The 20436-nt window shown below is 63.9% G+C and carries 18 protein-coding genes and 1 pseudogene; 15 read left to right on the top strand and 4 right to left on the bottom strand.

Features of this window, described 5'->3' with window-relative positions:
• Position 1: 1 nt before the first annotated feature.
• From J3E64_RS09610 to J3E64_RS09600, 3 genes are all read left to right on the top strand, one after another.
• Complete coding sequence (locus tag J3E64_RS09610) at positions 2–3145, top strand: efflux RND transporter permease subunit (RefSeq protein ID WP_301287216.1); 3144 nt, start codon at positions 2–4, stop codon at positions 3143–3145.
• Positions 3142–4509 carry an efflux transporter outer membrane subunit gene (locus tag J3E64_RS09605; RefSeq protein ID WP_253342508.1) on the top strand — a complete coding sequence of 456 codons (1368 nt, stop codon included), beginning with the start codon at positions 3142–3144 and terminating at the stop codon, positions 4507–4509. Before J3E64_RS09610 ends, J3E64_RS09605 begins: the two co-directional genes overlap by 4 nt.
• Positions 4510–4586: 77 nt before the next feature.
• Positions 4587–4772 carry a hypothetical protein gene (locus J3E64_RS09600; protein ID WP_253342506.1) on the top strand — a complete coding sequence of 62 codons (186 nt, stop codon included), beginning with the start codon at positions 4587–4589 and terminating at the stop codon, positions 4770–4772.
• 174 nt (positions 4773–4946) lie between these two features.
• Here the strand turns inward: J3E64_RS09600 and J3E64_RS09595 are convergent, their stop codons facing one another.
• Entirely contained in the window at positions 4947–5228 is a 282-nt protein-coding gene (locus tag J3E64_RS09595; RefSeq protein ID WP_253342504.1) for a hypothetical protein, read from the bottom strand.
• Between J3E64_RS09595 and ccmC the strand changes: the two genes are divergently transcribed.
• The 9 genes from ccmC to J3E64_RS09550 all read left to right on the top strand — a co-directional run bounded on the left by ccmC (position 5223) and on the right by J3E64_RS09550 (position 13779).
• Complete coding sequence (gene ccmC, locus J3E64_RS09590) at positions 5223–5948, top strand: heme ABC transporter permease CcmC (protein ID WP_253342502.1); 726 nt, start codon at positions 5223–5225, stop codon at positions 5946–5948. The genes J3E64_RS09595 and ccmC overlap by 6 nt on opposite strands.
• 4 nt (positions 5949–5952) lie before the next feature.
• On the top strand, positions 5953–6099 hold the full coding sequence (locus tag J3E64_RS09585; protein ID WP_253342500.1) for a hypothetical protein: 147 nt from the start codon (positions 5953–5955) through the stop codon (positions 6097–6099).
• Positions 6096–6542 (top strand): cytochrome c maturation protein CcmE, encoded by a 447-nt coding sequence (ccmE, locus tag J3E64_RS09580; protein WP_253342498.1) that lies wholly within the window; start codon positions 6096–6098, stop codon positions 6540–6542. Before J3E64_RS09585 ends, ccmE begins: the two co-directional genes overlap by 4 nt.
• Positions 6543–6576: 34 nt before the next feature.
• On the top strand, positions 6577–8508 hold the full coding sequence (locus J3E64_RS09575) for a heme lyase CcmF/NrfE family subunit (protein ID WP_253342496.1): 1932 nt from the start codon (positions 6577–6579) through the stop codon (positions 8506–8508).
• Positions 8505–9032 (top strand): redoxin family protein, encoded by a 528-nt coding sequence (locus J3E64_RS09570; protein ID WP_253342494.1) that lies wholly within the window; start codon positions 8505–8507, stop codon positions 9030–9032. The genes J3E64_RS09575 and J3E64_RS09570 overlap by 4 nt, the downstream gene beginning before the upstream one ends.
• Entirely contained in the window at positions 9029–9439 is a 411-nt protein-coding gene (locus J3E64_RS09565; protein ID WP_253342492.1) for a cytochrome c-type biogenesis protein CcmH, read from the top strand. The genes J3E64_RS09570 and J3E64_RS09565 overlap by 4 nt, the downstream gene beginning before the upstream one ends.
• Complete coding sequence (locus J3E64_RS09560; RefSeq protein WP_253342490.1) at positions 9436–10083, top strand: cytochrome C biosynthesis protein; 648 nt, start codon at positions 9436–9438, stop codon at positions 10081–10083. The genes J3E64_RS09565 and J3E64_RS09560 overlap by 4 nt, the downstream gene beginning before the upstream one ends.
• A gap of 123 nt (positions 10084–10206) precedes the next feature.
• Positions 10207–12135, top strand: coding sequence for a potassium transporter Kup (locus J3E64_RS09555; protein ID WP_253342488.1), 1929 nt, complete (start codon positions 10207–10209; stop codon positions 12133–12135).
• 36 nt (positions 12136–12171) lie between these two features.
• Entirely contained in the window at positions 12172–13779 is a 1608-nt protein-coding gene (locus J3E64_RS09550; RefSeq protein ID WP_253342486.1) for an alpha-amylase family glycosyl hydrolase, read from the top strand.
• Positions 13780–13807: 28 nt separating this feature from the next.
• On the opposite strand, the gene J3E64_RS09545 is transcribed toward J3E64_RS09550, so the two are convergent.
• A complete protein-coding gene (locus J3E64_RS09545; protein ID WP_253342483.1) occupies positions 13808–14992 on the bottom strand; it encodes an acetyl-CoA C-acyltransferase in 1185 nt (394 codons plus the stop codon).
• A gap of 284 nt (positions 14993–15276) precedes the next feature.
• Between J3E64_RS09545 and ilvD the strand changes: the two genes are divergently transcribed.
• Positions 15277–17127 (top strand): dihydroxy-acid dehydratase, encoded by a 1851-nt coding sequence (gene ilvD, locus J3E64_RS09540; protein ID WP_253342482.1) that lies wholly within the window; start codon positions 15277–15279, stop codon positions 17125–17127.
• Positions 17128–17180: 53 nt separating this feature from the next.
• Here ilvD and J3E64_RS09535 read toward each other — a convergent pair whose 3' ends face one another.
• On the bottom strand, positions 17181–18065 hold the full coding sequence (locus J3E64_RS09535; protein WP_253342480.1) for a LysR family transcriptional regulator: 885 nt from the start codon (positions 18063–18065) through the stop codon (positions 17181–17183).
• A gap of 97 nt (positions 18066–18162) precedes the next feature.
• On the opposite strand from J3E64_RS09535, the gene J3E64_RS09530 reads away from it, so the two are divergent.
• Both J3E64_RS09530 and fghA read left to right on the top strand, forming a co-directional pair.
• A complete protein-coding gene (locus J3E64_RS09530) occupies positions 18163–19275 on the top strand; it encodes an S-(hydroxymethyl)glutathione dehydrogenase/class III alcohol dehydrogenase (protein ID WP_253342478.1) in 1113 nt (370 codons plus the stop codon).
• Between the two features lie 4 nt (positions 19276–19279).
• Entirely contained in the window at positions 19280–20113 is an 834-nt protein-coding gene (fghA, locus tag J3E64_RS09525) for an S-formylglutathione hydrolase (RefSeq protein ID WP_253342476.1), read from the top strand.
• Between the two features lie 83 nt (positions 20114–20196).
• Here the strand turns inward: fghA and J3E64_RS09520 are convergent.
• A pseudogene (locus J3E64_RS09520) lies at positions 20197–20328 on the bottom strand (acyl-CoA dehydrogenase family protein); the annotation flags it as partial.
• Positions 20329–20436: the final 108 nt, after the last annotated feature.

Genomic DNA, 20436 nt, shown 5'->3' with positions numbered 1-20436 from the left:
CTTGTTCAGTCGCTTCTTCATCGATCGGCCGATTTTCGCCTGGGTCATCGCCATCGGCATCATGCTGGCGGGCATCGGGTCGATGATGTCACTGCCGATCGCGCAATATCCCGACATCGCCCCGCCAGGCGTGTCCATCAGCGCCAGCTACCCCGGCGCCAATGCCCAGACCGTCGAAACCAGCGTTACCCAGGTCATCGAGCAACAGCTGACCGGGATCGATGGGCTGATGTATTTCTCGTCCTCGTCCTCGTCGTCGGGGCAGGCCCAGATCAGTGTCACCTTCCAGAAGGGAACGGACCCCGACACCGCGCAGGTGCAAGTTCAGAACAAGGTGCAACAGGCGCTTAGTCGTCTTCCCAATGCGGTGCAGCAGCAGGGCCTGACCGTTACCAAGCAGCAGACGGATTTCCTGATGCTGGTCGGGCTGTACGATGAAAAGGACGCGACCAGCGAAACCGACATCGCCGACTATCTGGTCAATAATTTCCAGGACCCGATCGCCCGGATCAGCGGCATTGGCGCGACCCGTATCTTCGGGTCGCAATATGCGATGCGGATCTGGCTGGACCCATATAAGCTGGCCACGGTCAAACTGATGCCCTCTGATGTGGAAAGCGCGGTCCGGGCCCAGAATGTCGAGGTGTCGGCGGGCTCGATCGGCGCAGATCCATCACCCCCGGGCCAACAGATCAACGCCACGGTGCGCGCTCGCGCGCGATTGCAGACGCCCGAACAATTCCGGGCCATAATCGTCAAGACACAGAGCGACGGGTCGGTCGTCCGACTGTCGGACGTTGCGCGCGTGGAGCTGGGCAACGAAAACTATTCGACGCTGGCTCGGTTGAACGGGCATCCCGCTTCAGGCGTCGCGCTTCAGCTGGCACCGGGCGCCGACGCGCTGAAAACGGCAGAACTGGTAAAGGCCAAGGTTCAGGAACTGTCCGCCAGCCTGCCGGACGGGTACAAGGTCGTGTATCCGCGCGATACGACACCTTTCATCAAATTATCCGTGGACGAGGTGATTCAGACCTTGATCGAGGCGGTCGGCCTGGTCGTGGTCGTGATGTTCCTCTTCCTCCAGAGCTGGCGGGCGACGCTGATTCCCGCGATTGCCGTGCCGGTCGTATTGCTCGGCACGTTCGGCATCCTTGCCCTGTTCGGCTATTCGATCAACACCCTGACGCTGTTCGGCATGGTGTTGTCGATCGGCCTGCTGGTCGACGACGCTATCGTCGTCGTCGAAAATGTAGAGCGCCTGATGGAAGAAGATGGCCTGTCGCCCCGCGATGCCACCATCCGGTCCATGAGCGAAATCGGCGGCGCGCTGGTGGGCATCGCGCTGGTCCTGTCGGCTGTCTTGCTGCCGATGGCGTTTTTCGGCGGATCGACCGGTGTCATCTACCGCCAGTTCTCCATTACCATCGTATCGTCGATGCTGTTGTCGGTGCTGGTGGCACTCATCCTGTCGCCGGCGCTTTGTGTGACCATGCTCAAGGCCTCGTCGCAGGAACGCCGCCATGAGGGCTGGGCCGGTCGGTTCAACACCTGGTTTGATCGCGTGACGCGGGGCTATGTCCGCCGGACCGAGACGGTGCTGGGAAAGCGCGGCCTTTTTTGGCTGGGCTATGTCGGCATATTGGCGATTTTGGCCTTGCTCTTCTTCCGCCTGCCCACCAGCTTTCTGCCGGTCGAGGATCAGGGGCAGGTGATGGTACAGGTGACCCTTCCCGCGGGCGCGAAGTCCAGCCGCACCCAGAATGTGGGCGATCAGGTGCTCGCCTATTTCACCAATGATGAAAGCGACAATGTTTCCTATGCCTTTGCCATGACCGGGTTCAGTTTTCAGGGTCAGGGCGAAAATGTCGGCATGGGATTCATCAACCTGGCCCCGTGGGAGGACAGGAAGGGACGAGAGAATAGCGCAGGCGCGATAGCGCAGCGCGCCAACAAGAAGCTCGCGGCGATCCGGGACGCCCAGATTCTGGCCATCACGCCACCTGCGATCCGCGGCCTGGGCCAATCCAACGGCTTCACCTTCGAACTGCTGAATAACGGCAGCCTGTCGCGCGAGCGTTTCCTGGACCTGCGCAATCAGTTGCTCGCCGCCGCGCGCAAGGACCCCCTGCTGGCCGGTGTGCGTGCCGCCACGTTGGAGGATACACCTCAGCTTCAGGTCGACATTGATTCCGAAAAGCTGGCGGTGCTGGGCCTGACCCAGGCCGATGTGGACGACGTGCTCAGTTCCGCCTGGGGCAGCACCTATATCAACGATTTTGTCGATCGCGGACGGGTGAAGCGTGTCTATATGCAGGCCGACGCCCCTTACCGCGCGCTGCCGACCGATCTCGACAACTGGATGGTCCGGTCAACCACCGGCATCATGGTACCCTTTTCCGCCTTCGCCACCACACGCTGGGTGGTGGGCCCATCGACCTTATCGCGTTTCAACGGCTTGTCCTCGTTCGAAATCCAGGGTCAGGCTGCGCCGGGCGCCAGTTCCGGCGACGCGATGGCCCGCATCGTGGCGCTTCAGCAAGAGCTTCCCGCCGGGACCAGCTATGCCTGGAGCGGCCTGTCCTATCAGGAGCAGCTTTCCGGCGGTCAAGCACCCCTGCTCTATGGCCTGTCCGTGCTCGTCGTCTTTCTCTGTCTCGCGGCGCTATACGAAAGCTGGTCGATCCCCCTCGCTGTCCTGCTGGTCATTCCCCTGGGGCTGGTCGGCGCGGTGATCGCGGTATGGGCGCGGGGCCTGGAGAACAACATCTTCTTCCAGGTTGGCCTGCTCACCACCATGGGGCTCGCGGCGAAGAACGCCATCCTGATCGTAGAATTTGCCGAACTGGCGCATCGTGAGGGCAAGAATGCCTATGACGCTGCCATCGCGGCGGCACGCCTGCGCTTCCGCCCGATCCTGATGACCAGCCTTGCCTTCATCGTCGGCGTCATCCCGCTCGCGATCGCGAACGGTGCGGGCGCACAGAGCCGGATCGCCATCGGCACGGCCGTGGTCGGCGGAATGACGACCGCGACCGTGCTGGCGATTTTCTTCGTCCCGCTCTTTTTCCTGTCGATCCTGCGCCTGTTCGGACAGGACAAGCCGATCGGCTATGAGGTTCCGGGACATGGGGAAGAACCGGCATGAAGATCCCGATCCTGATATTGGTGCCGGCGATGCTTCTGTCGGGCTGTTCCATGGCCCCCCCCTATGCCCGCACTGCCCCGCCGGTCCCGGCGTCCTTCCCGACGGGCGCTGCATATGAGGTCCCGCAGGCTAGTGTCGTGGCCGGCCTGCCCTGGATCCAGCTGGTACAGGACGCAAAGCTACGGACGATCATCGCGCGCGCGCTTGCCGACAATCGGGACCTGCGCGCCACGCTCGCAGCAGTGGATTCGGCGCGCGCGCAATATCGCGTGGAGCGCTCCGCCCAGTTTCCCACGCTTGCCGCGACGGCCGATGCCACGATCCAGCGCCGCAATGGCGAGCGCCAGGAAAGCTACGGCGCGGACATAGGCATCAGCGCGTTCGAAATAGACCTGTTCGGCCGCGTCCGCAGCCAGACGCGCTCCGCACTGGAAAGCTATCTGGCGACGCAGGAAGGTGCGCGGGCCGCGCGCATCAGTCTGGTCGCTGAAACGGCGACCGCATATGCGACGCTGGCAGCAGATCAGGACCTGCTCGCCCTGTCGCGGGAGACGTTGGCAAGCGCCCGACGCACGCTCGATCTCAACCGTTCGCTGAACGCGGCAGGTCTCGCCGGCAAGCTTGACGTGCATCAGGCCGAAACCATCGTGGAGCAGGCCGGCGCTGACGTCGCAGCCTATGTGACCCAGGTGGCGCAGGATCGCAACGCCATAGAATTGCTGGCCGGCGCGCCGGTGGAAGATGCTTTGCTTCCGCTATCGCTCGAATCCCTCATGCCCGGCATAGCCAGCGTTCCGGCGGGGCTCTCTTCCGACATATTGCTTCAGCGACCCGACGTGCTTCAGGCCGAGCATCAGCTCAAGGCAGCCAATGCCGACATCGGCGCGGCCCGGGCAGCCATGTTCCCCCGCATCAGCCTGACCGCGGCGATCGGAGTCGCCAGTTCGGCGCTCTCCGCGCTGTTTGACGGCGGGTCGTCGCTGTGGTCGGCCGCCCCCTCCGCCAGCCTCCCTATTTTCGGCGGCGCCAATCGCGCCAATCTGGATTATAGCAAGGCGGAACGCGATCGGTACCTCGCCCAATATGAAGGAGCGATCCAGACGGCATTCCGGGAGGTCTCTGACGCACTGGCGCGCGAAGGCACGATCGAGGGACAGCAGGCAGCCCAGCGCCGGCTGGTGACGGCGAGTCGCAATGCCTATGATCTGGCCGACCAACGATATCGCGCGGGAATCGACACATTCCTGGCGACGCTGACCAGCCAGCGCAGCCTCTATGCTGCCCGTCGGTCTGCGATCGCGACGGATCTCGCCCTGATCTCCAATCGCATCACCCTGTACCGCGTCATCGCCGCCGACCAGTAGGCCTTCAGCAGCGGATTCGTTGCTCTTTCGTCCCGCCTTATGATATGTTGGCACTATAAATAGGTGGGAGAGGAGCCATGCAATTGCTGGCGCGGTTTCTGGATTGGCTTTGCCTGGCGCTTGCCGATGGCGTTCAGGATGAGATGCACATCAATCGCCTCATCTGTCCCCTGGCGGGGGGCGTCAAGCGGCCGAACCGGCTTGAAGAGCCCCTGCACGACCTTAATAGGCAAAAAAAGAGCCGGCCCGGAGGCCAGCCCTGAAAGTTTTAGGAGAGGATGCCTGAAAGGCCTCTACCTTTTGTCTTCAGGGCCCGATTCTCGCAAGTGCGAAATTAGTTTTACGATTGCAAAATTTGCATCTGCTTTGCCACCCGTATTTTCCGTAACGTAAATTGGGCGGATAATTTTACGCATATGGCATGCCTTGAGAGATTTTCAGGTTTCGATGCGTGACATCTTGCGGATTCTTTCCATTTTCATGGCTCCGATCGCCCTCTTTGCGCCCGCCTGACTCTGTGAAAAAAATCCCGACAGCGCGCATTTTGCGGCGGTCGCAACAAAATCGGAGCGTCGCCCGTTCGGCAGGATGGGCACGGCGAAAGGCGGAAAGTGCCGGCCACCTATGGCGTGCTCGTCATGTCTGCCGCCATTGCTATTGGCAAAATGCCCTACTGGCGCGGCGGCGGCGCTGTCGCTAGATAGCGATCCCAAATGCATCGTTTCGCCAATCCCACCCGTTTCCTGAAAATAGCCCGGCCGCTGACTGGCTGGCTATTCTGGGCAGGGCTGTTTCTGCTCGTCGCCGGCGCCCTGTGCGGCCTGTTCGTGACTCCTGCCGACTATCTTCAGGGGGACACGGTGCGCATTCTCTACATCCACGTACCGGCTGCCTGGCTTGGCATGGGCGGATGGACTGGCATCGCCGTCGCCGCGATCATGCAACTGGTGTGGCGTCACCCGCTCGCGGCGGTCGGGGGCCGTGCCATCGCCGCGCCCGGCGCACTGTTCACCGCGCTGTGTCTCATGACCGGTTCGATATGGGGGCGTCCGACCTGGGGCACCTGGTGGGAATGGGACGGCCGCATGACGTCCATGCTGGTCCTCTTCTTTCTCTACCTGGGCTATATCGCACTTGCCGAAGCGAGCGCGAAACAAGGGCAGCAGGGCGGAGTCAGCAGCGTCACTGCCATTTTCGCGCTGGTCGGCGCGATCAACATTCCGATCATCAACCGATCGGTCGTCTGGTGGAACAGCCTGCACCAAGGGCCCAGCATCACTTTGCGCGGCTCCAGTATCGATGGATCCTTGCTTTGGCCGCTGGGGCTGACGCTGCTGGGATTCACGCTGCTCTTCGCCGCCATTGTGCTTATGCGGATGCGGGCGATCCTTGCGCGCAATAAGGTCGAGGCGCGGATGCAGCGCATGGCGCGGGGATAGGACCATGAACCAATGGGCTTTCGTCATCGCCGCCTATTCGGTCACGGTGCTGGGCACGGCGCTGGTCAGCATTCTGAGCTGGCGCGCGATGCGCGCGGCGGAAAGGCAGGCGCAAGGCCTGTCGGCGGACACACGGGCGGACCGCGCATGAAAGCGAAGCATCAGCGGCTGGTGCTGGCACTGGTTGCGCTAATGGCGCTGATCGGCGCGGGGCTGCTCGCCGTATCCGCGCTGAAGGACGAGGCCGCCTATTTCTACACCCCCAACGACGTGAGGATCAAAGGTGTCGCACCGGGCAAGTCGATCCGCCTGGGCGGTATGGTGGTGAAAGGCAGCATCAAGCGCGCGGCTGACGGCGTTACCATCCGCTTCGATGTCACCGACGGCAAGGCGACCGTACCGGCGACATTCAGCGGTATCGCTCCCGACCTGTTCAAGGAAGGCAGCGGCGTCGTTGCCGAAGGCGCGTTCGACGGTAGCGGTGCATTCGTCGCCACCAACCTGCTTGCCAAGCACGACGAGCGCTATATGCCGCGCGAACTGGAAGGCATGCGCTACGACGAGAGCACCCATGAGATGAAGGCCGAGCGGTGAGGCTTGCGTTTTTCCGTCAACGGGCAAAGCGGTCATGATCGCGGAAACCGGTCTTGCCGCGCTCTGGCTTGCCGCCGCGCTGGCGCTGCTTCAACTGTTCCTCGCCTTTTTCGGGCTGAAGGGAGGAAAGCCCGAGTTGCTGCCCGCCGTGCGGCCGGTCGCGATTGCGCAGGGCCTGTTGACGGCCGTCGCCTTCGCCCTGCTGATCACGCTGTTCCTGCGTTCCGACATGTCCGTGTTGCTCGTTGCGACCAACAGCCATTCGATGAAGCCCTGGCTCTACAAATTCGCCGGGACATGGGGCAATCACGAGGGGTCGATGCTGTTATGGGTCGCGGTGATGGGCATGGCCGGTGCGACCGTCGCCCTGTTCGAGCGTGCCCTACGCCGTGACACGCATATGGCAACGCTGGGCGCGCAGGCCGCCATATCGCTCGGCTTCTACGCCTTCCTGCTCTTCTCTTCCAATCCCTTCGCACGGATCGACCCGCCACCACCGGACGGACAAGGTCTCAATCCGTTGTTGCAGGACCCCGGGCTCGCCTTCCATCCGCCCACCCTGTATCTCGGTTATGTGGGCCTGTCGGTCGCTTTTTCCTTCGCGGTAGGCGCCCTTTTGACCCGCGCGGTCGACGCCGCGTTCGCCCGCGCCATGCGCCCCTGGGTGCTTGCCGCCTGGATATTGCTGACGCTCGGCATCACAGCGGGCAGCTATTGGGCCTATTATGAACTGGGCTGGGGCGGCTGGTGGTTCTGGGACCCGGTGGAAAATGCGTCTCTCATGCCCTGGCTGGCGGCGACGGCACTGCTTCACAGCGTGACCGTGCTCGCAACACGCGATGGCCTGCGCGCCTGGACGGTGATGCTGGCGGTCGTCGCATTCTCCATGTCGATGGTGGGCACCTTCCTCGTGCGGTCGGGCATCCTGACCAGCGTCCACGCCTTCGCCGTCGATCCCGAGCGCGGCAGCTTCATCCTCGTGCTGCTCGCCATCTATATCGGCGGTGCACTGGCCCTGTTCGGCTGGCGCATCCGGACCGTGCGCGAAGGCGCGCCCTTCGATCTGGTCAGTCGCGAAACCTGGCTCGTGATCAACAATTTGCTGCTCTCGGTGATTCTGGGCGTGGTGCTGATCGGCACGCTCTATCCGCTGATGACCGAGGCTTTCGGGCACAAGGTGTCCGTCGGCGCCCCCTATTTCGACCGGATAGCCGGACCGCTGGCGCTGGCGCTGATGGTGGCGCTCGCCGCTGGGCCGCTCACCCGCTGGCGACGCGACAGCGCCCGCGCCGTGGCGCGACGCCTGCTGGTTCCCGCCGTCGCGCTGGTCATCGCTGCACTGATGCTGGCCTTCGCGCCGGTCCGCATGGGCACCCTCCCTTGGCTCGGCCTTGTCCTGGCCATCGCGGTCGGCATCGCCAGCCTCGCGCCGCTGTGGAAACGCCGGCTGTTGCGCACCCCGCTTTTCACCTATGGCATGGTGATCGCGCATCTGGGCTGTGCCGTCAGCCTTGCCGGCATGGCCTGCGATTCGGCCTTCACCGTCGAAAAACTGGTCGCCGCGCGCCCCGGCGACACGATCCGGACGGCCGGCTGGACGCTCCGTTTCGTCCAGATATTGCCTATCGCCGGCGACAATTGGACAGCGCTCCAGGCCGATATGCAGGCCAGCCGCAACGGCGGGGCACCGGTGACGATCCATCCCCAATCGCGCTTTTTCGCCGCCCCGCCTACGACGACCACGGAGGCGGCGTTGCTGACCCGCTGGAATGGGCAACTCTATGTGGTGCTTGGCGAAGAGGTTGAGGGCAATCGCTGGCAAATGCGCATCTGGTGGAAGCCCTTCGTGACGCTTATCTGGCTGGGCGGCATCCTGATCGCGCTGGGCGGCGCGCTGGCGCTGGTGGGGCGCGAGCGGCGCGGCTGGCTGATCAAGTGGCGCGCGCGAAGGGCGACCGAGGCATGAGGACGATCCTGATCTGGTTGCCGCTGGCGCTGTTCCTGGCCTTTATCGGCCTGTTCGCCGCGGGCCTGTTCCAGCCCGACGACCACATCATCAATTCCAAATTGGTAGGCCAGCCGCTGCCTGCTTTCGTCCTGCCCGCCGCCGCCAGCGACCGGCCGGCGCTCGCATCGACGCAACTCGCGACGGGAAAGCCCAGGCTGCTTAACATCTTTGCCAGCTGGTGCGTCCCCTGCGCCGCCGAAGCGCCGCAACTCGAAGCGCTCAGGGCGGCCGGGGCCGACATCGATGCCATCGCCATTCGTGACGCCCGGGCCGATGTCGACGCCTTTCTTGCCCGCTACGGCAACCCCTACGCCCGCATCGGCCTCGACGCCCGCAGCAGCGTGCAGATTGCGCTCGGATCGTCGGGCGTGCCGGAAACCTTCATCATCGACGGCAGGGGGCGTATCGCCTACCAGCATATCGGCGACATCCGCGCCGACGACGTGCCGATGATCCTCGATCGGCTGAAGGCGACACGGTGAGATATTGGCTCGCCCTGCTGCTGGCGCTAATAGCCGGTCCGCTCGCTGCGCAGACCGCGCTGCCGCCCGCACCCTGGGCTGATCGGCAGATCCCCGACGCAGGGCAGGAACGGCAGGCGAAGGCGCTGATGGAAACCATTCGCTGCCTCACCTGCCAGAGCCAGTCGATCGCCGATTCGAACGCCAGCATGGCGGGCGACATGCGATCCCAGATCCGCGAGCGCATCATGGCCGGCGAACGGCCCGAACAGATACGCGGCTGGCTGATTTCCCGTTATGGAGACTGGGTGAGCTACGAACCCACCGCCGACCCGATCCTCTGGCCGCTCTGGCTGGCGCCGCTTGCCCTGCTGGCCCTGGGCCTGCTGCTGCTGCGCGGGCGCATCGTGCGGAGAAAGGACGCATGACCGGCTGGTTCATCGCTTTCGTGCTGGCAGGGGCCACCTTCCTTGCCCTGCTGCTGCTCGCGCGCCTGCCACGTGCCGCGCGGGAGATCACGGCCGCCGCCTTGCTGCTGGGCCTTGCAGGCTATGCATGGCAGGGGAATCCCGCACTGCCGGGCGCACCACGCAAGATCGCCGATGCCAGGGGCGATCCATTCGATGAAAAGCTGGCGGAACAGCGGCGTGGCCTTGCCGAACGTTACGGCCCGGCGGCACAATGGCTGATGCTGTCGGACGGACTCGGCTGGCAGGGCAAGACGAAGGAATCTGCCAATGTCCTGCTCTCCGGCCTGCGACAGCAACCGGACGATGCCAATCTGTGGCTCGGCCTGGGCAATGCGCTGGTCGCCCATGGTGAGGGGGTGTTGTCCCCTGCCGCCGAATTTTCCTTCCGCCGCGCGCTGGCACTGGACCCGGAGGGGCCGGCGCCACGCTATTTCTACGGGCTGGCGCTGGCGCGGGCCGGGCAATTGCAGGGCGCCCGCGCTCTTTGGGCGCCGCTAGCCGCCGGCGCGCCGGCAGGCAGCGCAGTGAAGGCGGAACTGGAAGCCAATATCGCGCGTATCGACGCAATGCTGGCAGCACAAGGCGGCGCGCCGGCTCCATGATGCGGTGCAGCACCCGGATTGCGCCGGACCCCGACCCATGGTAGGGCGCGGCGGTTTGCAACGGGGGACAGCAAATGTCGGGACGTCCCGTCTCCAGTAAGCGACGAATGAGCATGACCCTGAATGGCTGACCTTCTTCCCAATACGGCGCATTCCACGTCGGACGAGGACAGCGGCGGGCATGGCCACGGGCACCAGAAGGCGACCGCAAAGCTCGTCGTCGGCGCGATCGGCATCGTATTCGGCGACATCGGCACCAGCCCGCTTTACGCGTTTCGCGAGACTTTTGCGGGCCATCATCATCTCGACCTCGATCCTGACCATATACTGGGTGTCATCAGCCTGATGTTCTGGTCGATGATGCTGGTGGTGACCCTGAAATATGTCTCCATCATCATGCGCGCGGATAACAAGGGTGAAGGGGGCAGCCTCGCGCTGCTCGCCCTTATCAACGGCCAGACGAAAACGCAGCGCTGGTCGCGCGGCATCGTGCTGCTGGGCGTTTTCGCTACCGCGCTCTTCTATGGCGATTCCATGATCACGCCTGCGGTCTCCGTCCTGTCGGCGGTCGAAGGTCTGGCGGTCTACAATGGCAATCTGGCGCCCGCCATCCTGCCGGTGGCCATTTTGATCCTGCTCGGCCTCTTTTGGATACAGAGTTTCGGCACCAACCGGGTCGCCACGCTTTTCGGCCCGATCATGATGCTCTATTTCATCACGATCGCGACGCTGGGCGTCATCTCGATCTTGCAGACGCCGGGCATCCTCTACGCCTTCAACCCTTATTGGGCGTTCATGTTCTTCGTCACCGACCCGCTGCCGGCATTCCTCGCACTGGGGTCCGTCGTGCTCGCGGTGACGGGCGCCGAGGCGCTCTATGCCGACATGGGCCATTTCGGACGCAGCCCGATACGGGTGTCCTGGCTGGCCTTCGTGCTGCCGGCCCTCATGCTTAACTATATGGGCCAGGGTGCATTGCTGTTTCGCGAAGGGGCCGCCGCGCTGCATAGCCCCTTCTACAATCTGGCACCGCAATGGGCACAGCTGCCGCTGGTCGGGCTCGCCACCTTGGCCGCCATCATCGCGTCGCAGGCCGTGATTTCCGGGGCATTTTCCGTCACGCAACAGGCGATCCAGCTGGGCTTCATGCCACGCCTGCGCATTTCCCACACCAGCGCATCGACCGCCGGCCAGATATATATTCCCCTGATCAACTGGGGGCTGATGGTCATGGTGATCCTGCTGGTGCTGGTGTTCCAGACATCTTCCAACCTGACTGCCGCCTATGGCATCGCAGTGACCGGCGCGATGTTCATCGACAATCTGCTGCTGACCGTGCTGCTGTACCGCCTGTGGCACTGGAAATGGTACTATGCCGCGCCGTTGCTGGCGGTATTCTTCCTGGTCGACGGTGCCTATCTGGCGGCCAATATGACGAAGGTGCCGGACGGCGGCTGGTTCCCCCTGCTGATCGGCTTCATCGTCTTCACGCTTCTCACCACCTGGTCGCGCGGGCGGCGACTGGTGCAGGACCGTCTGCGCGAAGCGGCGATGCCGATTCCGGTTTTCGTTGCATCGGCTGCCAACAGTGCGGTGCGCGTACCGGGCACGGCGGTGTTCATGACGTCGACGCCGGACGGCGTACCGCATGCGCTGCTCCACAACCTCAAGCACAACAAGGTGCTGCACGAACGCGTCATCTTGCTGACCGTGAAGATCAAGGACGTGCCCGTGGTCGAGGATGACGGCCGCTGCAAGCTGGAGGATCTGGGGCGAGGCTTCTTCCGCATGGTCCTGCAATATGGCTTCATGCAGGAACCCGATGTGCCGGCCGCGCTCAAAAATGTCACCGGATGCGGCCATGCGTTCAAGATGATGGATACCAGCTTCTTCCTCGCGCGACAGACTTTGCTGCCCTCGGCCCGGCCGGGTATGCCGATCTGGCGCGAAAAGATATTCGCCTGGATGCTTCGCAACGCGGAAAGTGCGATGGAGTTTTTCCGCCTTCCTACCAACCGCGTGGTCGAACTGGGCAGTCAGGTCGAAATCTGACGGTACGCCGACCCCGCCCTCTGATCGGATCATCGTATGCCATTCGAGCCCTCGTCGACCGATCTGCCCTGGTGGAAGGGCGCCGTCATCTACCAGATCTATCCGCGCAGCTTTTGCGACAGCAATCAGGACGGCATCGGTGATCTGAACGGTATCACGGCGCGGCTGGACCATATCGCGCGCCTTGGCGCCGATGCGATCTGGATATCGCCCTTTTTCACCTCGCCCATGCGCGATTTCGGCTATGACATCGCAGATTATTGCGATGTCGATCCGATTTTCGGCACGCTCGACGATTTCGACGCGCTGGTCGTCCGCGCGCACGAACTGGGGCTCAGGGTGACGATAGATCAGGTCTATGCCCACACGTCCGACCTGCACGGCTGGTTCGCCGCCAGCCGCGCCAGCCGCATGGGCGCGAAGTCCGACTGGTATGTCTGGGCCGATCCCAGGGCCGACGGCACGCCGCCCAACAACTGGCAATCGGTGTTCGGTGGTCCAGCCTGGACCTGGGACGCGCGGCGGCGCCAATATTATATGCACCAGTTCCTTGCCAGCCAGCCGCAACTTAACGTCCACAATCCGGCGGTGCAGGATGCGCTGCTCGGCGCGATGCGTTTCTGGCTGGACCGGGGCGTCGACGGCTTTCGGCTCGACGCGCTCAATCACGCGATGCATGACCCCGAACTGCGCGACAATCCGCCTGCCCCCGACACGGGCAAGCCGCGTACCCGCTCGTTCGACTATCAGATCAGGCGCTACAGCCAGTCGCATCCTGGCGTCGTCGATTTCGTACAACGCATCCGCGCCCTGTGCGACGATTACGGGGCCGTCTTCACCGTGGCCGAAGTCGGCGGCGACCTCGCCGAAAGTGAGATGAAAGCTTATACGGCTGGCGAAAACCGTCTCAACAGCGCCTATGGCTTCAACTTCCTTTATGCCGACGCCCTTACTCCCGCACTGGTGCGCGACACGATCGAGCGCTGGCCGGACGAACCGGGCATGGGGTGGCCAAGCTGGGCGTTTGAAAATCACGATGCTCCACGCGCCCTGTCGCGGTGGTGCGCGCCGGATGACCATGCCGCCTTCGCGCGGCTGAAGGCCATGTTGCTCATCGCGCTGCGCGGTAACGCCATATTGTATCAGGGAGAAGAACTGGGCCTGACGCAGGTCGATATTCCCTATGAGCGGCTACAGGATCCCGAAGCCATCGCCAACTGGCCACTCACCTTGTCCCGGGATGGCGCGCGCACGCCGCTGCCATGGGTGATAGACGCGGCGCAGGCAGGATTTTCCAACGTGGAACCGTGGCTGCCGCATGGCGAGGAAAACATTGCCCGCGCGGTGGACGCGCAGGAAAGCGACCCCGCCTCGCTGCTGCACTTTACCCGCGCCATGCTCGCGTTGCGCAGGGACAATCCCGCGCTGCGCCATGGCAGGCTGGATGTGCTGGTCGCCGACGACCAGTGCCTGCTATTCCGGCGCCGGGCAGACGGGCAATCATTGCTCTGCCTGTTCAACCTGACGTCTCGCGACGCGGACTGGCCCGTGGAAATGCCCGTCGCAGGCCGGGTGCTTCACGCCGTAAACGATGCCCGTCCCGGTATTCTTACCGCCTATGGCGCGATGCTGGTCGAGGAATAGGCGTCGGCACAGGGGCAGGCGACCGCGCTCAGACCAGTTCTACCGCCATTGCCGTTGCCTCGCCGCCGCCAATACAGAGCGAGGCTATTCCGCGTTTCAATCCGCGCACCTGCAACGCGGCGATCAGCGTGGCGACGATGCGTGCGCCCGACGCCCCGATCGGGTGACCCAGCGCGGTCGCGCCGCCATTGACGTTCAGCTTGTCGGCCGGGATGGCGAGTTCCTTCGCGGCGATCATGGCGACGACCGCGAACGCCTCGTTCACTTCATACAGGTCGACATCGGTCGCCGCCCAGCCCGCCTTGTCGAGCACCTTGCGCATCGCCGGTACGGGCGCGGTCGTGAATTTGGCAGGTTCCTGCGCATGGGCTGCGGTCGCGACCACGCGCGCGAGCGGTTTCACGCCAAGTTTTTCGGCGATACTCGCCCGCGTCATCACCAGCGCCGCTGCCCCATCGGAAATGGATGAGGCGTTGGCCGCCGTTATCGTGCCGTCCGGAACGAAGGCGGGCCTGAGCGACGGGATTTTCTCCGGCTTCGCCTTGCCGGGCTGCTCGTCCGTGTCGACAATCGTCTCGACGCCCCGTCCCCCGACCCTAACTGGCGTGATTTCGCGGGCGAAAGCGCCCGATGCGATCGCGGCGCTGGCCCGCTCCAGCGATCTGATGGCGAAGGCATCCTGCTCCTCGCGCGTGAACTGATAATCCCGCACGGCCTCCTCGGCGAACACGCCCATCGCCTTGCCCGGTTCATAGGCGTCCTCCAGTCCGTCCATCATCATCGTATCGATGATGCGGTCGTGACCGATCCGCGCGCCGGAGCGATGCTTGGGCAGTGCATAGGGCGCGTTGGTCATGCTTTCCATGCCGCCCGCCACGACGATGTCGGCCGTGCCGGCCGCTAGTGCCTCATAGGCCATGATCGCCGCCTGCATGCCCGATCCGCACATCTTGTTGACGGTCGTCGCTTCGGTCCGCAGGCTCAATCCGGCACCGACCGCCGCCTGCCGGGCAGGCGCCTGCCCCAGCCCCGCGGGCAGGACGCAGCCCATGTAGATCCGATCGACCGCATCGGCGGGCACGCCGGAACGCTCCACGGCTGCCCTGACCGCCGCCGCGCCCAGATCGGTGGCCTTGAGCGACGACAATGCCCCCTGAAAGCCGCCCATGGGCGTGCGGGCATAGCCGGCGATGATGACGGGGTCGTCCTGCATTTCTCTCTCTCCTGCGGTGGCGCCGTGTCATGTCTATGTGGGTCCGGCGACCGATCCACGCAACGCCTTTTACGATGCTGACCTGGCGCGCCAATAATGGTATAAATGATTGAAATTAAATGACGTTAATTCAAGAACCTTGTTCTCCTACCGGACTCTGTTGCCGCCCACCTGCGCGACGTAAGAAAATGGCGTGATCGACGGGTCAAAGGAATAATTTGTTCCACACCCCGGCCCCAGCCTGTAGAGGGGCCGCATTCGTTACCCCGCAAAGGACCCGAGTCATGCCCGCCTACCGTTCCCGCACCACCACCCACGGCCGCAACATGGCCGGCGCGCGTGGCCTGTGGCGCGCAACGGGCATGAAGGACGAGGATTTCGGGAAGCCGATCATCGCCATCGCTAACAGCTTCACCCAGTTCGTGCCCGGTCATGTGCACCTGAAGGATCTGGGCCAGCTTGTCGCACGGGAAATCGAGGCAGCGGGCGGCGTCGCCAAGGAATTCAACACCATTGCCGTCGACGACGGCATCGCCATGGGCCATGGCGGCATGCTCTATTCGCTGCCCAGCCGCGACCTGATCGCCGACAGCGTCGAATATATGGTGAACGCCCATTGTGCCGACGCGATCGTGTGCATCTCCAACTGCGACAAGATCACGCCCGGGATGCTGATGGCCGCCATGCGTCTCAACATCCCCGTCGTCTTCGTGTCTGGCGGACCGATGGAGGCGGGCAAAACGGTCGTGCGCGGTAAGAAGGTCGCCCTCGATCTGGTCGATGCCATGGTCGTTGCCGCCGACGACAGCTATACCGACGAGGAAGTGCAGGTGATCGAACGTTCGGCCTGCCCGACCTGCGGTTCCTGCTCGGGCATGTTCACCGCCAATTCGATGAACTGCCTGACCGAAGCGCTGGGCCTGTCGCTGCCCGGAAACGGGTCGACGCTGGCCACCCATGCCGATCGCGAGCGCCTGTTCCGCGAGGCGGGGCATCTGATCGTCGACATCGCCAAGCGTTATTATGAGCAGGATGACGAGAGCGTCCTCCCCCGCTCCATCGCCAACTTCGCCGCGTTCGAAAACGCCATGAGCCTGGACATCGCCATGGGCGGTTCCACCAACACGGTGCTTCACCTGCTCGCCGCCGCCTATGAGGGCGGGGTCGATTTCACCATGGCCGACATCGACCGCCTGTCCCGCCGCGTGCCGTGCCTGTGCAAGGTCGCGCCCGCCAAGCAGGACGTGCACATGGAGGACGTCCACCGCGCCGGCGGCATCATGGCGATACTGGGCGAGCTGGAGCGCGCGGGGCTGGTCGATGCATCATTGCCGACCGTGCACAGCCGCACCTTGGCCGATGCGCTGGCCCGCTGGGACATCGGCCGCACCAACAGCGATGACGTGCGGAATTTCTACCGGGCCGCGCCCGGCGGCGTCCCGACGCAGGTCGCCTTCAGCCAGTCGGAACGCTGGGAGGATCTGGACATCGACCGCGAAAACGGCGTCATCCGCTCAGCCGAGCATCCTTTCTCGAAGGATGGCGGCCTGGCCGTCCTGTTCGGCAATCTCGCGCCAGAAGGCTGCATCGTGAAGACGGCGGGCGTCGACGAAAGCATCCTCGTCTTCCACGGCACCGCGCGCGTCTATGAAAGCCAGGACGCGGCCGTCGCGGGTATCCTGGGCAACGAAGTCAAGGAAGGCGACGTGGTCGTCATCCGCTATGAAGGGCCGAAGGGCGGGCCGGGAATGCAGGAAATGCTGTATCCCACCAGCTATCTGAAGTCGAAGGGGCTGGGCAAGGCCTGCGCGCTCATCACTGACGGGCGGTTTTCCGGCGGCACGTCAGGCCTTTCGATCGGCCATGTCTCGCCCGAAGCGGCCGAGGGCGGCCTGATCGCGCTGGTCCAGACGGGCGACCCCATCATCATAGACATCCCGGCCCGCGTCATCCGGGTCGATCTGGACGATGCGCTGCTCGCGGAACGCCGCGCCGAGATGGAGGCAAGGGGCCCAAAGGCGTGGAAGCCCTTTGGCCGCAAGCGCGATGTTTCGCCGGCCCTGCGCGCCTATGCCGCCATGACGACCAACGCGGCAAAGGGCGCCGTTCGCGACGTGAGCCAGATCGAAAGGTAAGACACAGGGGGCATCCCGTCGCCCCGGGTCGTCGCCGCATGTCCGCCGATGGCCTAGCCGGCGATCAGCGCCTTCGGCAGTTCGCGTCGAAGCATCGCAACCAGCGCCGTAACCTTGGGCAAGAGATGACGGCGCTGCGGATAAACAGCCCAAATCGGTTCGTCGCGCGGCCGGCTGTCCTCGAGCACCGGTTCCAGCGCGCCGGTTCGCAGATAGGGCAGGACATAGAATTCGGGCAACTGACATATGCCCATTCCCTGCAACGCTGCATCGAGCACCGCGCGGCCGCTGTTGACGCGCAATCTTCCCCGCGGACGATAAATCACATCGCGGCCATCCACCGAAAAATGCCAGGTCGATGTCGACCCCAGCAGGCAGTCCTGACCCGCCAGATCCTCCGGCGTTCGCGGCCGGCCGCGTCGATCAAGATAAACGGGCGCGGCACAGCTCGAAAAGGACCGGGAGGCGATGCGGGTACGGATCAACTGCGAATCCGCCATCGCGCCGGTACGAATGGCGAGGTCGAAATTGTCGGCTATCAAATCGACCAGCCGGTTCGTCAGTTCCATCGTCACGCTGAGGCGCGGATGGAGTGCGGCATATCGATTGACGATCGGCGCGATGAACAACTCTCCCATCGCCGTCGAACAGGTGATACGCAAAGCGCCCTGCGGTTCGCCCGTGGACGTCACCGAAGCGATCGCCTCATCCCGCTCCGCTACCAGCCGTTCGGCCTGACGCAAGAATGTCTGCCCGGTATCGGTCAGCGTAACGCGACGGGTCGTGCGATGGAAAAGGCGTGCATCGAGCCGCTTTTCCAGCCGCGCGACCGATCGACTGATATGGGTGACGGAACAGCCGAGCCTACCCGCGGCGGCGGAAAAGGAGCCGGCCAGGGCCGCGGCGACAAATTCGTCGATTCCGGCCCAGCCATCCATGATTATCACTCCATGGTTATAAACTTTTACTCAAAGCCCCCTTTAACACCCAGTCGCAAAAACGCTAGGCCGTGGGCATGTCATCAGGAGAGACAAGATGAAGACCCGCGCCGCCGTCGCCTTCGAAGCCAAAAAACCCCTGGAGATCGTCGAGCTTGATCTGGATGGACCCCGGGCGGGTGAAGTGCTGGTAGAGATCATGGCGACCGGCATCTGTCACACGGATGCCTACACGCTGGACGGTTTCGACAGCGAGGGCATTTTCCCCTCGGTGCTGGGGCATGAGGGCGCGGGCGTCGTGCGCGAGGTGGGCGCCGGCGTGACGAGCGTCAAGCCGGGCGATCATGTCATTCCGCTCTACACGCCCGAATGCCGCCAGTGCAAAAGCTGCCTGTCGGGCAAGACAAACCTGTGCACCGCGATCCGCGCGACGCAGGGCAAGGGCCTCATGCCCGACGGCACCACCCGCTTCAGCTACAGGGGACAGCCGATCTTCCATTATATGGGCTGCTCCACCTTCTCCAACTTCACCGTGCTGCCCGAAATAGCCGTCGCGAAAATCCGCGAGGACGCACCCTTCAAGACGAGCTGTTATATCGGCTGCGGCGTCACCACCGGCGTCGGCGCGGTGGTGAACACGGCGAAGGTGCAGGTCGGCGACAATGTCGTCGTATTCGGCTTGGGCGGCATCGGCCTCAACGTGATCCAGGGTGCGCGGCTGGCCGGCGCGGGCCGGATCATCGGTGTCGACATTAATCCCGACCGTGAGGAATGGGGGCGGCGGTTCGGCATGACCGATTTCCTCAATTCCAGAGGCATGAGCCGCGAGGACGTCGTCGCGCGGATCGTCGAGATGACCGACGGCGGCGCCGACTACACGTTCGACGCGACCGGCAATACCGACGTGATGCGCACCGCGCTGGAGGCGTGCCATCGCGGATGGGGCACCTCCATCATCATCGGCGTCGCCGAAGCGGGCAAGGAAATCAGCACCCGGCCCTTCCAGCTGGTTACCGGCCGCAACTGGCGCGGCACCGCATTCGGCGGTGCCAAGGGCCGTACCGATGTTCCCAAGATCGTCGATATGTACATGACCGGCAAGATCGAGATCGATCCGATGATTACCCATGTCATGGGCCTGGAAGAGATCAACACCGCGTTCGACCTGATGCATGCGGGCAGGAGCATCCGCAGCGTGGTGGTGTTCTAGAGCGATGGAAACGCTCTCGCAGAACCGGGCGTTCGGCGGCGTGCAGGGCGTCTATCGCCATGCATCGGCCAGCACCGGCACCGACATGACCTTTTCGGTCTATGTCCCCCCACATGATCCGGGGGTGGCATTGCCGGTGGTCTGGTATCTGTCAGGCCTGACCTGCACCCATGCCAATGTCACCGAAAAGGGCGAATATCGCCGTGCCTGCGCAGAACTGGGCCTGATTTTTATAGCGCCGGACACCTCGCCGCGCGGCGATGATGTCGCCGACGATCCGTCGGGCGCCTATGATTTCGGCCTGGGCGCCGGCTTTTACGTCGATGCCACGCGCGCGCCGTTCGCGGCGCATTATCGCATGTGGTCCTATGTGACGCAGGAACTGCCCGCCCTGATCGCGGCGCACTTCCCGGTCGACATGGACCGGCAGTCGATCATGGGCCATAGCATGGGGGGACATGGCGCGCTGACCATCGGACTGACCTTTCCGGAACGATACAAGGCGGTGTCCGCCTTCGCCCCGATCGTCGCGCCGGGGCAGGTGCCCTGGGGGGGCAAGGCACTGGGCGGCTATCTGGGCGACAACCGGGCGGCGTGGCGTCGCCACGACGCGATCGCGCTGATCGAGGACGGCGCGCATGTCCCCGCGTTGCTGGTGGACCAGGGGGACGCCGACCAGTTTCTGGACGAGCAACTGCGCCCGCATCTGCTGGCCCATGCCTGCCGGACAGCGGGTATCGACCTCACGCTGCGGATGCAGCCGGGTTACGACCACAGCTATTATTTCATCTCGACCTTCATGGGCGATCACCTGCGCTGGCACGCCGACCGGCTGTAGCGGCAACACGGTCAGGCGGCCCTCCCGCGATCAGCCTCGTCGAGGGTTGCGCGATACAGGCCGAGCGCGCCCATGTCGGCTCACAGCGCGCGCGGAAACCGGGCCCTCGCGTCGATCTCGGCGGCCAGTGGGGCGATCCGGTCGGCGACGAAACGGGGGGTGCTGTCGCGGATCATGTCCGCCGTTTCGCCAAGCGCGAAATCGGAATCGGTCATCGCTCTCTCCTGTCCCCGCGCATCCCGTCGAAGTGCAAACGCAATGGACAATTGAACCTTCCATACGGACTATATTATCGTCATCTATGCATCGGCCGAAACGCGGCG

It is taken from the genome of Sphingobium sp. OAS761 (assembly GCF_024168485.1).
GTDB lineage: Bacteria > Pseudomonadota > Alphaproteobacteria > Sphingomonadales > Sphingomonadaceae > Sphingobium.
This window is presented reverse-complemented; position numbering and strand designations above follow the sequence as displayed.

Excerpts from the sequence above, each read along its gene's own strand:
- J3E64_RS09605 (WP_253342508.1), top strand. The coding sequence starts at position 3,142 with ATGAAGATCCCGATCCTGATATTGGTGCCGGCGATGCTTCTGTCGGGC.
- J3E64_RS09600 (WP_253342506.1), top strand. The coding sequence starts at position 4,587 with ATGCAATTGCTGGCGCGGTTTCTGGATTGGCTTTGCCTGGCGCTTGCC.
- ccmC (WP_253342502.1), top strand. The coding sequence starts at position 5,223 with ATGCATCGTTTCGCCAATCCCACCCGTTTCCTGAAAATAGCCCGGCCG.
- J3E64_RS09595 (WP_253342504.1), bottom strand. The coding sequence starts at position 5,228 with ATGCATTTGGGATCGCTATCTAGCGACAGCGCCGCCGCCGCGCCAGTA.
- J3E64_RS09585 (WP_253342500.1), top strand. The coding sequence starts at position 5,953 with ATGAACCAATGGGCTTTCGTCATCGCCGCCTATTCGGTCACGGTGCTG.
- ccmE (WP_253342498.1), top strand. The coding sequence starts at position 6,096 with ATGAAAGCGAAGCATCAGCGGCTGGTGCTGGCACTGGTTGCGCTAATG.
- J3E64_RS09575 (WP_253342496.1), top strand. The coding sequence starts at position 6,577 with ATGATCGCGGAAACCGGTCTTGCCGCGCTCTGGCTTGCCGCCGCGCTG.
- J3E64_RS09570 (WP_253342494.1), top strand. The coding sequence starts at position 8,505 with ATGAGGACGATCCTGATCTGGTTGCCGCTGGCGCTGTTCCTGGCCTTT.
- J3E64_RS09560 (WP_253342490.1), top strand. The coding sequence starts at position 9,436 with ATGACCGGCTGGTTCATCGCTTTCGTGCTGGCAGGGGCCACCTTCCTT.
- J3E64_RS09555 (WP_253342488.1), top strand. The coding sequence starts at position 10,207 with ATGGCTGACCTTCTTCCCAATACGGCGCATTCCACGTCGGACGAGGAC.
- J3E64_RS09550 (WP_253342486.1), top strand. The coding sequence starts at position 12,172 with ATGCCATTCGAGCCCTCGTCGACCGATCTGCCCTGGTGGAAGGGCGCC.
- J3E64_RS09545 (WP_253342483.1), bottom strand. The coding sequence starts at position 14,992 with ATGCAGGACGACCCCGTCATCATCGCCGGCTATGCCCGCACGCCCATG.
- ilvD (WP_253342482.1), top strand. The coding sequence starts at position 15,277 with ATGCCCGCCTACCGTTCCCGCACCACCACCCACGGCCGCAACATGGCC.
- J3E64_RS09535 (WP_253342480.1), bottom strand. The coding sequence starts at position 18,065 with ATGGATGGCTGGGCCGGAATCGACGAATTTGTCGCCGCGGCCCTGGCC.
- J3E64_RS09530 (WP_253342478.1), top strand. The coding sequence starts at position 18,163 with ATGAAGACCCGCGCCGCCGTCGCCTTCGAAGCCAAAAAACCCCTGGAG.
- fghA (WP_253342476.1), top strand. The coding sequence starts at position 19,280 with ATGGAAACGCTCTCGCAGAACCGGGCGTTCGGCGGCGTGCAGGGCGTC.